8 protein-coding genes are annotated in these 15,846 nt (G+C 71.9%); 3 read left to right on the forward strand and 5 right to left on the reverse strand.

Features of this window, described 5'->3' with window-relative positions:
• The first annotated feature begins 732 nt into the window (after positions 1–732).
• Entirely contained in the window at positions 733–1,887 is a 1,155-nt protein-coding gene (locus ACLQ2T_RS27590) for a hypothetical protein (protein ID WP_425769276.1), read from the forward strand.
• Between the two features lie 60 nt (positions 1,888–1,947).
• On the opposite strand, the gene sbnB is transcribed toward ACLQ2T_RS27590, so the two are convergent.
• The 3 genes from sbnB to ACLQ2T_RS27605 all read right to left on the reverse strand — a co-directional run bounded on the left by sbnB (position 1,948) and on the right by ACLQ2T_RS27605 (position 7,085).
• Positions 1,948–2,964: a 2,3-diaminopropionate biosynthesis protein SbnB gene (gene sbnB, locus ACLQ2T_RS27595; RefSeq protein WP_425769277.1), complete on the reverse strand. Its 1,017-nt coding sequence runs from the start codon at positions 2,962–2,964 to the stop codon at positions 1,948–1,950.
• Positions 2,961–3,968: a 2,3-diaminopropionate biosynthesis protein SbnA gene (gene sbnA / locus ACLQ2T_RS27600; protein ID WP_425769278.1), complete on the reverse strand. Its 1,008-nt coding sequence runs from the start codon at positions 3,966–3,968 to the stop codon at positions 2,961–2,963. The genes sbnB and sbnA overlap by 4 nt, the downstream gene beginning before the upstream one ends.
• A 162-nt stretch (positions 3,969–4,130) precedes the next feature.
• Positions 4,131–7,085, reverse strand: a complete 2,955-nt coding sequence (locus tag ACLQ2T_RS27605) for an amino acid adenylation domain-containing protein (RefSeq protein WP_425769279.1) — start codon at positions 7,083–7,085, stop codon at positions 4,131–4,133.
• A gap of 83 nt (positions 7,086–7,168) precedes the next feature.
• Here ACLQ2T_RS27605 and ACLQ2T_RS27610 point away from each other — a divergent pair, with 83 nt between their 5' ends.
• Positions 7,169–10,159 (forward strand): amino acid adenylation domain-containing protein, encoded by a 2,991-nt coding sequence (locus ACLQ2T_RS27610; protein WP_425769280.1) that lies wholly within the window; start codon positions 7,169–7,171, stop codon positions 10,157–10,159.
• Complete coding sequence (locus ACLQ2T_RS27615) at positions 10,156–11,511, forward strand: hypothetical protein (RefSeq protein WP_425769281.1); 1,356 nt, start codon at positions 10,156–10,158, stop codon at positions 11,509–11,511. Before ACLQ2T_RS27610 ends, ACLQ2T_RS27615 begins: the two co-directional genes overlap by 4 nt.
• On the opposite strand, the gene ACLQ2T_RS27620 is transcribed toward ACLQ2T_RS27615, so the two are convergent.
• Together ACLQ2T_RS27620 and ACLQ2T_RS27625 are read right to left on the reverse strand one after the other, a co-directional pair.
• Positions 11,501–15,178, reverse strand: a complete 3,678-nt coding sequence (locus ACLQ2T_RS27620; RefSeq protein WP_425769282.1) for an MFS transporter — start codon at positions 15,176–15,178, stop codon at positions 11,501–11,503. The genes ACLQ2T_RS27615 and ACLQ2T_RS27620 overlap by 11 nt on opposite strands.
• On the reverse strand, positions 15,175–15,846 hold a 672-nt coding region (locus ACLQ2T_RS27625), incomplete at its 5' end, for a phosphopantetheine-binding protein (RefSeq protein WP_425769283.1). The genes ACLQ2T_RS27620 and ACLQ2T_RS27625, both read right to left, overlap by 4 nt.

The raw sequence follows: 15,846 nt of genomic DNA on the forward strand, positions 1-15,846 counted from the left end.
CCGTCCGGTACGCCTCATTCACCACCACAGACGCGCGGGACCTCGCCCACTATCCAGCAGATGCCGCCAATCCTGGATGGCGGTTGGTGTCGACGTGGTTCAGGACGCGGACAAGCGGTGATCGGGAGGGTCGGGCGCCGCCCTGTACAGGGGCTCTGAGCGGGGGAGTGCCGGATCCCGTTGGCCTTGCGGTGTTCAATGATCGTCTATAGGCTGGCGGGCGCGAGATGGCGTTTCTTGATCGGGGAATCAGTTTGCAGACGGGGCGGAGAGCGGCATCCCAGCGTCTCGGACATCGCTCGTCAGGCGGGGAAACGATGGTGTGGCGTGCCGGCGGCCCAGTCCGGCGCCTTCGTCGCGTCGCCGGTGCGCAATAGCGACCCGCCCGGAAGGTTTTTGATAGACGACGGTCTGTGCGGTGTGCACTGGCATGCCGCCGCCCGCGCTCACCACAGAGGTTCGCCGATCCGGATCGGCTAGGTCGGTGGGCAGCTCACGACCTCGCGGTCGCGCCGAGTTCCACCACCGGCCCGCTCCGCTGGCGCTCGACCACGATCGCGGCGTCACGGGACGTGACCTGCCGATACGAAGAGCCGGCCAACGCACCGGCTGTGCTGCTGTCGTTCCTCGCGACGGCACCCCCGGTCGATTCTCGACCCGGCACTCGCCCCTGGGACGGAGCCCACCTCGCGCATCCGTGATCCGCCAGACCTCTACGAACGGAGCATCACCGTGGCGCCGCCCGAACCCCGTCCCATTGTCAACGCCTGGAACGAGTGGGACCCGCTGGAGGAGATCGTCGTCGGCCGCGCCGACAACGCCAACTTCGACCCCACCGAGCCCGGCTACCGTCCGGTCATCCGAGGCACCAGGTCCGCCGGGGAGACCTTCCCCACCGGCCCGAAGGCCGCCGAGACGATCGCGCGCGCCAATGAGGAACTCGACAACCTCGCCGCCCTGCTGGAGTCCCTCGACGTCACCGTGCGGCGGCCCGATCCCATGGACTTCGGCAAACCCCTCAGCACCCCGACATTCGACGTCGAGAACCAGTACTGCTCGGTCTGTCCCCGGGATGTCGTCATCACACTCGGGAACCAGATCCTCGAAGCGACGATGTCGCGGCGGGCCCGCTTCTTCGAGTACCTGCCCTACCGGCGGATCATCCGGGACTACTGGAACCGCGATCCGCGCGTGTCCTGGACGGCGGCACCCAAACCGTCCATGGCCGACGACATGTACCGCACGGAGTTCTGGGAATTCTCCCTGGACGAGCGGTTCGCCCGGATGCACGACTTCGAGTTCTGCGTGACACAGGAGGAGCCGGTCTTCGACGCGGCCGACATCACGCGGATGGGTCGCCATCTGTTCGTCCAGGAGTCCATGACCACCAACCGGCCCGGCATCGCGTGGCTGCGCCGGGAACTGGAGCCACGGGGCTTGCGCGTACACACCCTGCACTTTCCCCTGGACTTCTTCCCCTCCCACATCGACTGCACCTTCGTTCCGCTGCGCCCCGGCCTCGTGCTCACCAATCCCGATCGACCGCTCAAGGAGGAAGAGGCCGAATTCTTCGCCAAGAACGGTTGGGAGTTCCTCGACGCCCCGGAGGCCAGCTGTTCCAACGACGAGATGCCCCGGCACTGCCAGTCGTCGCGATGGTTGTCGATGAATGTGCTCAGCGTCTCTCCCGACACGGTGATCTGCGAGGAGGCCGAGCATGACCTGCACCGGCTCCTGGAGCGGCGCGGCTTCAACGTGATCGCGGTGCCGTTCCGCAACGTGTACGAGTTCGGCGGCTCACTGCACTGCGCCACCTGGGACGTCCGCCGCAGCGGTGACTGCGAGGACTACTTCACCAACCTCACGGACATTCCGGCCGGTGATTGACCGGGCGGGCGATCCGGTCCGGTCGTGCCGGACCGGATCGCCCTCGGCCACCGCCCGTGCTCAGCTGGTCTGTGCGAAGAAGTCCGGCACCGTGTGGCCCCCGCCGTCGGCGACGACGCGACGGTGCACCCAGCGGCCGACGGCCAGGTCGAGCACACCGAGACCGAACGGCGAGAACAGCACCGGCCGGTCGGGATCACGGACGAGCCGGCCCTCGATCACGTCGGCGAGGGTACCGTCGACGAAGCGACGGTGACCGACCTGCTGCTCGGTGAGGTGCAGGGAGGTGCGCTCGCGCACCGCGTGGTCGGTGTCATCGGTGATGTTCTGGCTGCGCAGCACCAGGTCAGGTGCGAGGTCACGTAGCGATAGATGCAGTACGACGGGACGGTGCTCCAGCGACTCCGGGCGGGTCAGGTGCGGGGTGGAGGCGACGGTGGCCAGGACGACCAGATCCGCAGCCGACAGCACGGCGTCACCGTCGTCCAGGACCGTGGCGGCAGGCACCCCGTCGGCGAGGGCCCGTTCGGCGAACCGGTGGGCGGCGCGCGGGTCGACGTCGTGCAACAGGTAACCGTCCGTCCGCCAGCCGAGATCCCGCAGGAAGCGGTGCACGTGACCGGCGATCAGACCGGTGCCGATGAACCCGATCCGGGCTGCTCGGCGGTCACCGACCAGTGCCTCCGCGCCGAGCACCGCCGAGGCGGCGGTCCGGGTCGCTGAGACGATCGAGGCCTCCATGCAGGCCTGCGGGTAACCGGTGGCCATGTCGTTGAGCAGCAGGACCGCCGAGGCGCGGGCCAGGCCGTGCTCGCGGTTGCCGGGGAAGCTGGAGATCCACTTGATGCCTGCCACCGGATCGTCGTCGTCGAGGAAACCGGGAAGTGCGATGATTCGGTCCCGCTCGCGTCCGGCGAATCGTAGGAAGCTGCTGTGTGGGAGGCTGCTGCGCTCGGCGGCGTGCGCGAGGTAGGCGCGACGCACCACCGTGACCAACTCAGGTCGGCTGCCCTCGATCTGCTCGGCCACCTCCGGACCGCTCAGGACGGTGAAGGGTGGCTGTCGCAGCGGGGTCACGCTGATCTCCTCAACAGTGGACGGGAAGAGTCGTCGGGGACGGCATCCGGCCCGAAGGTCGCGACGATCCACGCCGGTTCGTAGACGGTCTCGGCGTACGCGGTGCCCCGGTCGGCGCAGAGGAAGAGCACCGTCGGCGCAGGGCCGACGTAGTCGTCGAAGTAGCGTTCGATCGCGAAGTAGACGCTGCCTGTGGAACCGCCGGCGTACAGCCCGTGACGGTGGAGCAACCGGTGGCAGCCGGCGACCGCCTCGACCTCCGGCACGATCAGCACCTCGTCGATGAGCGCGTCGGTCAGCAGCGGGGGTATGAGGCTGGAGCCCAGACCGGGAATGTGCCGGCGACGGGGTGGGCCCCCGAAGATCGCCGACCCCTCCGCGTCGACGGCGATCACGCGTAGGTGCGGATACACCTGCTTCAGTCGGGTCGAGAGCCCGGCCACGGTCGCGCCTGTGCCGACGCCGACGAAGAGGTAGTCGAGCCGACCGAACGTCGCCCGGACCTCCTCGGCGGTGAACCGGAAGTGTGCGTCTGCGGCGTCGGGATTGGAGTACTGGTCCGGCCAGTAGACGTCGTCCAACTCGGCACGCAGGTGCTGCACCCGGGCCAGCCTGGTGGCCAGATAGCCCCCGGTCTCATCGAGATCGCCGACCTTCTCCACGTGGGCGCAGAGGCGGCGCAGGAACCCCTCGGTGGGTGGGTTGACGTTTTCGTCGATGACCGGCACGAACGGGACCCCGAGTGCCCGGCAGTAGCTGGCCAGTGAGATCGCGAAGTTTCCCGACGAGGACTCGACCACTGTGGAGTGCGGACCCAGCTCGCCCCGTTCGACGGCGCGCCGGAGGATCCAGTACGCCGAGCGATCCTTCGTGCTGCCGCTCCGGTTGCTGTACTCCAGCTTGGCGTAGAGGTTGATGCGATCATGGGCGAGCCGGGCGACCGGCGTGCGGAGCCGGTGATCGTCGATCAGATCGAGTCGATCTGCCGGGTTGTTCCCGGTCATGACACCGTCATGACGCCGTGCGACATTCGGGCTCCCCAAGGCGGTCGACATTGACGCTCAGCCATCACACTATCGGCTGACGCCGATTTCGTCCCACCCGCGACGGTGCGTGACGGCGGTGTGGCAATCGACGGTCATGCCCGACCTGGACTGATCAGCGACTCAGCCCGTTCGGTCGTCGTCGTGTGCCGTACCGAGCACCTCGACGAGCCGGCCGAGCAGGTCCGCGGCCTCCTGTTCGGCGACCACCTCCGGTCGGTACGTCACCTGAAGGCGCAGCGCGTCGCCGGGGGTCGCCAGCACGCTGACCGGATAGTGAGTACGGTCGCTGAACTCGATGTCGTGCACCCGCAGCCCGTCGGCGCACGCGAACTCGGTCACCTGCAACGCCCGGTTCTCGAACACGAGGATCGTGTCCGGCGAGCCGGCCCAGCCGGCGGCCCGCTGGATGTCGCCGAGGCCGAGGTGGCGGTAGGACATGAGGGCGGCCTGCTCATCGTGGACCCGCCGCGCCGTGGCGAGCAGTGGCTCCTCCCGTGCGCAACGGACCCGGACCGGAACCGTGTTGACGAACAGTCCGAGGGTCTCCGGGGCCCCGGGCCGGTCCTGCGGCCGGTCCGAGACGGTCGTGTCGAACACCACGTCCGTACGGCCCGTCCGGTCGCTCAGCACCCGTCCCCAGGCGGCGAGGACCAGCGTGCTGAGCGTCAGCCCGTGCGCCCGGGCGAGGGCCTCGATGCGTGGGGTCTGCGTGGTGCCGACCCCGCCCCGCAGGGTGCGGGGCTCCCGCGCCAGGTCGAGGGTCGGCTCCTCGGCGGGACTGATCCCGTCCAGTGCCATCCGCCACACCTGCTCGGCGCCGTCGGTGTCGCGGGTGGCCAGGCCGCGGACCAACTGCGCGTACGGTGCCGGGTCGCCGTCGGCCCCGTCGTAGGCAGCGAACAGTTGCCGGACCAGATGGCCGGCCGATGCGCCGTCGAGGATCAGGTGGTGGAAGGTGATGGTGAGGCGGTGCAGGTCCGGCCCGAGTTCGTCCAGCGCGAGACGGAGAAGCGGCGGCTCGGCCGGGTCTGTCGGGAACGGCGTCTCCCACACCTCACCGGTGGTCGGGGCGATGAGTTGCAGCGGTTCGGCGTCGGCCAGGAACCCTGCCCGCAACGCCGGCTGGCGACGCACCAGCGTCCGGACCGCGGTGCGCAGCCGTCCGATGTGAAGTCTGCCGGTCAGCTGCACGGTCACGTGCTCCCGGTAGGGGTCGCCGGACCCGCTCTGCACGGCGTGGAAGAGCAGACCACGCTGAAGCGGGGTCAGCGGCAGCACGTCCTCGACCCCGGGCATCGCTCGCTGGATCCGGGCCAGCCGCGTCTCGTCGAGCCACACCGACGGGGCCACCGTCACCGCTCGCGGGTCCGGGCGCGCGGCCGCCGCCAGGCCGCGCGGCGTGCCGCTGGTGAACACGTCGGCGGTGCCGACCACGACCCCGGCCTCCCGGGCCCGGGTGACGAGGGTCAGCGCGGTCATGCTGTCGCCGCCGAGGGCGAAGAGATGCTGGTCGGCCCCGGCCGGACCGGGCAGGCCGAGCAACTGCCCGAACAGGTCGCAGAAGAACCGTTCCCGCTCGTTGTCCGGTCGGCCGACCGGGTCCGGGGCGGCCGTCGGCGGTTCCGGCAGGGCGGCCCGGTCGATCTTCCCGCTCGGGGTGACCGGCAACCGGTCGAGCAGCAGGACCGTCGCCGGTACCAGGTGTGCCGGCAACCGCCCGGTCAGCGCGCTGACGATCGAGTCCGGCGTCGGGTCGGCGTCCGCGGCCGGCACGACGTAGCCGACGAGACGCAGTTGGCCCGACGCGTGGGGGCGGGCGATCACCGCGGCCTGGGCGACGGCGGGTAGCGCGGTCAGCGCAGCTTCGACCTCGGCCGGTTCCACCCGGAATCCGCGGATCTTCACCTGGTCGTCGGCCCGTCCGACGTGGAAAAGCTCACCAGACCGGCCCCGGCGCACCAGGTCCCCGGTGCGGTACATCCGGGCGCCCGGTGGTCCGTCGACGGCCGGGAGGAACCGCTCGGCGGTCAGTGCCGGGCGGTCGAGGTATCCGCGAGCCAGCCCGGCACCGGTGACGTACAGTTCGCCGACCGCCCCGGCCGGCACCTCGCGCATCGTCTCGTCGAGCACGTGCAGGGTCGTCCGGCGCAGGGCGGTGCCGATCGGCGCTGCCGTCAGCTCCGGTGGTACCGCATTCGGCACCACCGCGGCGGCGACGTCCTGCATCTCCGCGGACCCGTACTGGTTGCGGAGCCGCACCTGCGGACGCCACCCGAGGAACCGCCGGACGGTGGCGCCGAGTCGCAGCGCCTCACCGGACTGCAACACATCGCGCAGTTCCGTGAGGCCCTCGCCGAGGGCGAGCGCGGCGGCGAACACCGCCTCCAACAGGACGGTAGGCGCGTACATCTGGTGGATGGCGTGGTCGGTCAGCCATCGGACCAGGAGCACCGGGTCCCGCCGGGTCTCCTCGGACGGCACGCACAGTGTCTTGCCCAGCACCAGCGAGGACCACAGTTCGTGCAGGGACACGTCGAAGCCGAGCGCGGACAACTGGGCGACCCGCACCCCCGGACCGGACGGTAGCTGCGTGGCGTGCCAGGCACAGAGGTTGACCAGCGAGCTGCCGGGCATCACCACCCCCTTGGGGGTGCCGGTCGAACCGGAGGTGTAGACGACGTACGCCGGGTGTTCCGGCCGCTGCCGGCTCCTCGGCGGGGCGAGATCGCGCAGCCGGTGCAACCCCTCGTGGTCCAGCAGCACGGTGGGCTTGGCATCGGCCAACATGAACTCGGTGCGTTCGGCCGGATACTGGGGATCGAGTGCCAGGTACGCCCCGCCGGCCTTGGCGATCGCGATCAGCGCGACGACGAGCGCGGGGGAGCGGTGCAGCCGCACCGCCACGATGCGTTCCGGTCCGACCCCGGCCCTGGTGAGGCTCGCGGCGAGATTCTGGGCTGCCCGGTCGAGTTCGGCGAAGGTGAGGCTGGTGTTGTCGTCGACGACGGCGACGGCGTCCGGGGTGCGCTCGGCCTGGGACCGGAACAGCTCGGCAAGGGTGACGTCCGGCTCCACCGGCCGGATGCTATGTGAGTAGATCGACTCGGGTCAACAGCGGTGACCCCAGGGTATCGACAGATGGCATAGGCTGTGCCGCGATGGAATTTGCTCGCCGGCCGCTCGACGACCAACTGCTCGAACGACTGCATAACCACGGGGTCAAGCCGGACGCCGCGCTCGCCGCGGCGCACGCTCGCGTGCTGAGCACACTGGACGGGACCGGGCGGGTGTCGTTCGGCATCGGGGCCGCCGGCCGCCGGTTGGTCCTCACCGTAGCCGACGGTCCCTGGAACGATCTCCTCACCTCGGCGGCGGAGCCCGGTGACACCGTGGAGGGCGCCTTCCGCACTGTCGTGCACGCCTACGGCGAGGAACCGGCCGACTCGGCCGGCCTGCTGCGCGTCGGCTGGACGACGGCGGGTCTGTGGCTGACCGGTGCGACCGACCACGATGCTGCGCAGCGGCTCCTCGACTACCACCAGGCCGCGCTGACCGCTATCGCCGTCGACCCCTCCGCCGGGCACCAGGAGACTCGGCTCATCTCCGACTCGGAGTACCGCCTTCAGGTCGACGGCCTCGGCGGCCCGGTCCGGCCGCTGCCCGACCGGCGCGTCCACGAGCTTTTCGAGCAGCGGGTCCGGCGTCACCCCGACCGGGTCGGCGCGACATTCGGCGTGACGACCTGGACCTACGACGAGATCAACCGCCGCGCCAACCGGGTGGCCCGCCGGCTGCTCGCCCGTGAGGTGACCGCCGAGACCGTTGTCGGGGTGCTCACCGAGCGGACCCTGGACTGGCTCGCCTGCGTCCTGGGCGTGTTCAAGGCGGGCGCGGTCTACCTGCCGATCGAGCCGCAGTTCCCGGCGCCCCGGGTCGCCTCGATGCTGTCCCGCAGCGGGGCCGGCCTGGTGCTGGCGGAGCGTCCCGGCCAGATCGCCGGAGTGCCGGTGATCCCCCTCGCCGAACTCTGGGGTGACGCCGGGACCGAGGCGGACACCAACCCCGACGTGCCGGTGAGCGGCGACCAGCTCGCCTACATCTACTTCACCTCCGGATCGACCGGAGAGCCCAAGGGCGCGATGTGCGAACACGCCGGGATGCTCAACCATATGCTCGCGAAGATCGAGGACCTGGGGCTCGGCGAGCGCTGCGTCGTCGCCCAGACCGCCCCCCAGTGCTTCGACATCTCGCTGTGGCAGCTCATCGCGCCGCTGCTCGCCGGCGGTCGGGTGCACCTCGTGCCGCAGGCCGACCTGGTGGACGTGCCGCGGTTCGTCGGGGTCCTCGCCGACGCCGGCATCGAGGTGGTGCAGCTGGTGCCGTCCTATCTTGACGTCCTGCTCAACCACCTCACCGAGCGCCGGGTCGACCTGCCCCGGCTGAGGGTCGTCTCGGTCACCGGTGAGGCGCTGCGCGGGCAACTCGTCGAGCGCTGGTTCGCCCGGTTCCCGGACATCCCACTGCTCAACGCCTACGGGCTCACCGAAACCTCGGACGACACCAACCACGCCCTGCTCACCGGCCCGCCCGCGGAGGGTCGGGTGCCACTGGGACGTCCGGTGCGCAACGTCGTCGAGTACGTCGTCGACGAACGCATGCAACCGGTACCCCTCGGGGCACCGGGCGAGATCGTCTTCTCCGGGGTGTGCGTCGGCCGGGGATACATCAACGACCAGGAACGCACCGACCAGGCCTTCATCGCCGACCCGCACCGGCCCGGCGCTCGGCTCTACCGCTCCGGTGACTACGGCCGTTGGTTGCCCGACGGCACCCTGGAGTTCCTCGGCCGTCGGGACAGCCAGGTGAAGGTTCGCGGCTACCGGATCGAGATCGGCGAGGTCGAGGGGCGGCTGCTGGAGGTGCCGACCGTACGCGAGGCGGCAGTCGTGGTCCGGGCGGCCGGTGCGGACGCCCGGCTGGTCGGCTTCTATTCCGGCTCGCCCGCGACACCGACCGCCCGGATCCGCGCCGCGCTCGGTGCCGCGTTGCCGGCCTACATGGTGCCCGCCGAACTGGTCTGGATCGACACGCTGCCCCTCACCGGCAACGGCAAGATCGACCGGCCCGCCCTGCACCGACTGCTCGACGGCCGCGAGGCCGGCACCCCCGCCGACCCGCCGGAGACTCCGGCCGAACGTCGGGTCGCTCACGCCTGGGCGGCGGCTCTCGGCGTCGCACCCGAGCGGGTCGGCCGCGATCACCACTTCTTCCAGCAGGGCGGCACCTCGCTGTCGGCGCTGCGTCTGGTCGCCGGCCTGGACCACGACGTGTCCCTGGCCGACGTGCAGGCGCATCCGGTGCTGGCCGACCTGGCCACCCGCCTGGACGGTGAGGCCGGTGGGCACCTCGTCTGGCTCGCCGGTAGGCAAGGGCCCGACGCCCCCACGGTGCTCTGCGTGCCCGCCGCCGGTGGCAACGCGGTGAACTTCGTACACCTCGCCAGCCTGCTCGCCACTGACGGCGCCGTCGTGTACGGCGTCGAGCCACCCGGGCCGGAGCCCACCCGCGACGGCCGGCCGGCACTCGACATCGCGGCGCTCGCGGTGTCGGTCACCGATGATCTCGCGGCGCTGCGGCCCGGGCCGGTCGTGCTGTGGGGTCACTCCGCCGGCACGGCGCTCGCCGTCGAGACCGCCGTGCTGCTGGAGCGGGCCGGGTTCGACGTGCGGGTGGTCTTCCTCGGTGCGCAGACCCCGGGCACCCCGGAGCAGCGACGCGGAGAGCTCGCCAGCACGCTGGCCGCGTCCGACGACGACCTCGCCGCCGATCTTCGCAAGCACAGCGGCAGCGATTCACCCGAGCTGCACCTTGCGCTGCCGGCGTACCGACGCGACGTCGTCTCCGCCTGCCGTTGGTTCGCCGAGCTGCCCGACCGACCGGACCGTCCGCGACTGCGAGCAGCCGTGGTGGTGGTGGTGTCGGCGGCGGACGACCCCGACGCCGACACCATTCGCGCCTCCTATCAGGGGTGGGAGGTCGTCGCGTCGCGCGTACGCCTCGTGGAACTGCCCGACGGGGGCCACCAGTTCGTGCGCAGCCGTGCCGAGGCGGTGGCCAGCATCATCGACCAGGAATGGGGCCGACCATGACCGACCCGGCGCAGCTCATCGAGCGGGTCCACGCCCTCTGGGCGGGGCGTACCGCCATCCTGCTCGTGAACCGCTACGAGGGTGCGATCCGCGCCCTCGCCGACGAGGTGCACGCGAGCGGCGGCCGGATCGTCGCCGTCGTGGCCGGTGGCCCGTTCGATCCGACCCAACTGCCCGGGGCCCGGGTGTGGAGCCGCGCCGAGCACGGTGGCACCCTGCCCCGCCGCGAGTTCGACCGCTGGCTGCGCCGGCCGCCGGCCGAGCTGGCCGACTGGCTCGACACGGTCGACCCGGCACGCGAGGCACTGGTCCTCGGCACCTCGTACACCGACGTCGGCGAGTTCTGCGGTCGGCCGCTGCACGGCTGGTGGCGTCCAGGCTGGCAGGAATGGGAGGACAAGACCCGCATCGACGAGCTGTGGCGGTCGGCCGGTGTGGCCTGCCCGCCGTACGCCGTCGTGGACCTCGACGATCCGGCCCTGGCCGGCCATGTCGCCCGCCTCGACGCGGGCCGCGGGGTGGTCCTCGCCGCCGATGCGAGCCGCAGCGTGCTCGGCAGCTCCAAGGGTCTGCGCTGGGTCCGTGGTGGTCCGGAGGCCCTGTCCGAGGCGGTGTCCGACCTCGTCGGCACGACCGACCGGGTCCGGGTCGCCGCGTTCATGCCCGGCGTGCCGATGAGCATCCTCGCGTGCGTGCTGCCCCGCGGAACGGCGGTGTTCGAGCCCTTCGAGATCGTCACGCTGTTCGACCCGGCCTCCGGCGGTTTCGTCTACGGTGGCACCTCGACGTGGTGGCGTGCCACGCCCACCGAGCGGGACCGGATCCGTGCGGACACCCGCCGGGTCGGCGAGGCCATGCGGGCGCAGGCCGGATACCGGGGCATCTTCAGCGTCGACGGGGTGGTGGGGCCGCACGGCTTCGCCGCCACCGAGCTCAACCCGCGGCACGTCTCCGGGCTCACCCTCTGGGCCGGCTGGCCGCAGTTCCCGATGCGGCTGTTCAACCGCGCGGTCCAGGAGGGCGAGCCGGCCGTCGCCGACGCCGACCCGGACGCGTTGGAAGCCGCGGTGTGCGCGGCCATCCAGAAGCATCCGGCGATGATGGTCAAGCTTCCGTACGGTCAGGCCACCGGTGAGCCGTCCACCGTGGAGCTGGATGTCGACGGTGAACCGCGTCGGGTGACGCACCGGCAGGTCGGGGGGTCGACGCAGTTGCTCGACGTCGACCCGATGGACCGCGACGGTGCGATCGCCCCGGCCGCGGCGGCGCTGGCCAATCTGCTCGGCGCGCCAGGGCTGGTCTCCTTCCGGGCCGACCCGGGCCGGAAGGCGTCCGGGTCGCTCACACCGTGACGGTGCGGACGGCGAACGACTGACCCGCCACCGAGGGATACGCGGTGAACGATGCCGACGAGGGCAACGGCGGGGCGGCGGACGGGAGACCGGCCCGCTGGGCCACGACCCGGATCCGGACCGGCCCGGCACCACGGACCCGCAGCTCGACCCGGAGCCCGTCCGCGGGAGGCGCGGTGTATCCGAGCCCCCAGCCCCACGGACCTTCGGCGTACGGCCGGTTCCGGCCGCCGGAGAGCGGGCGCCCCTGGACCCGGGCCGCCAGAACCTCGTGCCCGGAGGTGTCGGCGTAGAGCGCGACACTGTCCGCCCCACCCGGCACCCGCACGACCAGCCGGACCTCGCGCACCTCGGCGTCGGAGGGGCCGGCCTCGCCTTCGACGACCGGCACCAGGTCGGCGACGGCGCTCGGTGCCTCCCCGACGAGGTACTGCCGCGACGGCAGGTTCGGGAACGGAACGGACAGGTTCTCCCGGCCGCCGGTCAGGACCGAGGCGATCGCCGGGTCCGCGACCGGGGCGTCGCTGATCCAGGCCGCCACCCCCCGGTCCGCGTCGAAGCCGTAGCCGAGGCTGACCGGACGGGGACGGGCGGCGTCGTAGCGGGTGCTCGCCGCACCCACCACGATGAGCGCCGGCCCGGCGAGGGCGAGCGCGGCACCGGCGGCGACGAGGGCCGACCGGGCGGCGGCCGGTCGCGACGCCGCAGCGGCCGGTGGCGTCCGCCGACGCAGCCCGTCGAGGACCGGCACCGCCGCCGCCCCGAGCAGCACGACGAGCAGCAGTGCCGGGCCGGCGAACGCCACCCCGAGCGTCGGGAAGAGGAGCACCAGTACCGGCAGCAGCAGGGCGGTCGCCGCGACACCCGTCGTCGTACCGGCCGCGGCGTGCCACGCCGAGCCGGGCGGAGCCCACCGCAGCGCGCCGCCGACCGCCGCGGTACCCACCAGGGCCGGCCAGACGAACAGGTACGACGCCCCGGGCGCGAGGAACGCGGTGAGCACGGCGAGCATCGCGTACCACAGCAGCACTCCGACGGCGACCTCCGGCCCGGTGCAGCGGCGACGCAGCCGGTGGTGCCAGAACACCACTGCGCAGAGGGTCAGCAGCAGCTCACCGGCGACGAACCATCGTGGATCGTACGGGTCACCGGTCGTGAACTGGGAATACTCGGGCCGTACGACGCCGAGGACGTACCACACCAGGAAGCCCAGCGCGGTGGCGCCGACAGCGGGTAGCCAGAGCAACCCGGCGGCACGCAGGACCCGCCGGGTCCGCAGGCCCCGCCGACGACCGAGGACCATCAGGGTGCCGAACGCGAGCAGGGCGACGGCGGCGAGGAGGGACCCCAGCCAGCCCGGGTACGACGCCAGCGCGCCGAACAGGCTGAAGTACGTGCCGTCGCCGCGGTCGACCGAGGCGTTCAGATCGGCGGCGGCGAGGGTCCGGACCGCGGCGAGCGCGGCGTCGCCCATGTCCTGCACACTGCCGGCGTCGACGTGGGCCGGATCGTCGTGCGCGGTGTGGTAGTGCGCGGAGCCACCGACGAACGCGAAGTTCAACCCGGCGACATCCTGCTCGCCGAAGACGGTCAGGTCGGTGTCGTGGGGCAGCAGCCGGTAGACCTCCTCGGACAGCGAGGTCGCCAGGGCACCGGAGGCCGCGATGGCCGGCAGCAGGCGGGTCGACCCACCGGTCGTCTGGAACATCACCGCGGGGCCGGAGGTACCACGCGCTTCGAGGTTCACCACCACGGTGCGCGCCGGGTCACGGATCGCACCGGAGTCCACGTGTGCCTGTGCGCCCAGCAGACCGGGTTCCTCCGCGTCGGTGAAGAGAAGCTCCACGTCGTTGCGGGGTGGGGTGCCGGCCCGCAGCGCCCGCGCGATCTCCAGCGCGGCGGCCACGTTGGCGGCGTTGTCGGATCCACCCGGGCCGATCGGGACCGAGTCGTAGTGACACACCAGCAGCACCGTGCCGGTCGGGTCGCTGCCGGGGATGGTGGCCGAGACGTTCGTGAGCGTCGCGCCGAGGTGGGTGCGCCCGTCGAACGCACGCGCCACGTCGGCGGTGTGGACCCGCGGGGTCAGGCCGAGTTCGGTGAGCCGACTGGTCAGGTGATCGCGGACCTCGGCGTTGGCGGCCGAGCCGGTCGGGTGCGGAGCACGCGCGATCCGCTGGATGTCGACCTCGGTCCGCGCCGCCGCGAAGACCTCCGGTGCCGCCTCCACGGACCGCGGGGCGTCGGGACGCAGCGGCAGTGCCGCGCCGAGCCCGCCGACCACCAGCAGCGCGGCGACGACCGCCAGGCAGGTCCGGGCGAGCGGTCCACCGGCGGGCAGGCCCGCCGTGGGGTCTCCGTCGAACGGCGCCTGGTCCGGGCCGGCCGTGGTGTCCTGGTCGCCGTCGTCCACACCGGCCTCCGCCTCGGCCGCCGCGACCGCGGCCGGGGTGACGACGAGCCAGGCCACGACGGCCACCACCACGAACACGGCGGCGCCCAGCAGGAACGGCGCCCGAAGGTTGGTCACGCTGGCCAGGACACCGGCGAACGCCCCACCGAGGGGACCGAGGCCGAGAGCGACGAGCCGGAACGACGAGTTGACCCGGCCGAACAGCTCGCGTGGCACGACCCGCTGCCGCAGCGAGACGGTGACGACGTTGCCCATCGAGATGCCGGCGCCGACGAAGAAGAATGCGGCGGCGGCCACGAGGGGCTGGGTCGTGAGGCCGGTGACCAGGAACGGCAGGGGGGTGATGGCGAACGTCAGTTGCACCGTGCGGGCCATGCCCAGTCGCGCGGTGAGCGGTGCCGCGGCCAGCAGCCCGAGCACCCCGCCGAGCGCCACGATCATCATTAGCAGGCCGTAGACGGGCGCGCCGACGCCCAGCACCTCCAGGGCATAGAGCACCGCGATCGACATCACGCCGACGACGGCGAAGTTCGCCAACGCCAGCAGTACGCACAGGGTCCGCAGCAGCCGGTGCCGGCCGAGCCAGCGCAGACCCTCGACGATGTCCGCACGCACCGAGGCCACGGTGACCGGTGCCGTCGGGGTCACCCGGAGCCCGTTCGGCGGTCGGACGAGCAGGAGCAGCACCGCGGCGACCACGAAGGTCACCGCGTCGAGCACGAACGGCAGCAGGTGGGCGACGGAGAACAGGATCGCGCCGAGGCCCAGCCCGACCAGGTCGCTGGTGACGAACTGGGCGCCCTGGAGCCAGCTGTTCGCCCTCGGCAGGTCCCGCCGGCCCACCAGGTCCGGCACAACGGCCGCCGCCACGTTGGTGCTCAAGGTCTCCGCCGAGGTCATCACGAAGGCGGCCACCATGATCACCGCGATCCCGGCCGCGCCCACGCCGGCCAATGCGGTGAACACCGCCATGATGACGGCCTGCACGGCGGCGACCTGCCACAGCAGCCGCCAACGGTCCAGCCGGTCGGTGAGTACCCCGGTGACCGGGCCGACGATCACCCACGGCAACTGCCCCGCCACGGTCACCGCCGCGACCAGCAGGGGATCACGGCTGATCGAGGCGGCCAGCAACGGCAGCGCCGCGAACCGTACGCCGTCGCCGAGACCGGAGATGGAGGTCGAGGTGAGGAGCAACCTGAACGACCGACGGTCCCCGCCGGTGGCCACCGGCGGCGCGTCGACCGCGGTCACCGTTGTTCCCCGAACTCCGCCAGCCGCTCGCGCACCTCGTCCTCGGGAAGCTGCCCCAGCAGTTTCACCAGCTCGGCCAACTCGTCGGCCGAGGTCGTGGCCAACTGGGCCTGCTCGACCAACTCGGCCAGCCGGGACACGGTCGGCCGCCCGGTGAGCAGATCCGCCACCGGCAGTTCGACGCCGAACTCGGCCTTCACCCGGCTCAGCACCTGTACCGCCAGCAGCGAGTGACCACCCAGGTCGAAGAAGTCGTCCTCGGCGCCGACCTGATCGGCGCCGAGCACCTGCGACCAGATGCCCGCGAGGATCCGTTCCACCGGGGTCCGCGGCGGCACGTGCCCCCGGCCGGTGACCACCGGTTGCGGCAACGACGCGGCGTCGACCTTGCCGTTGGGCAGCACCGGTAGTTCGTCCACCCGCACCCAGGCGGTCGGCACCATCGCCGCCGGCAGCCGCTCACCGAGGAACTCCCGCAACTCGCTGTCGGACGGCCCGTCGTCAGCGCCCACAAGGTAGGCGACGAGCTGCGCCTGGCCGTCCGCGTCGGGTCGGGTCGTGACGTACGCGGTACCGACTCCCGGGTGGGCCACCAGGTGTTGGTGGGTTTCGGTGAGTTCGATGCGGGTGCCGCGGATTTTGGTTTGGTGGTCGGTGCGGCCGTGGTA

It is taken from the genome of Micromonospora sp. DT229, assembly GCF_049844505.1.
In the GTDB taxonomy this organism is placed as follows: Bacteria; Actinomycetota; Actinomycetes; order Mycobacteriales; family Micromonosporaceae; genus Micromonospora.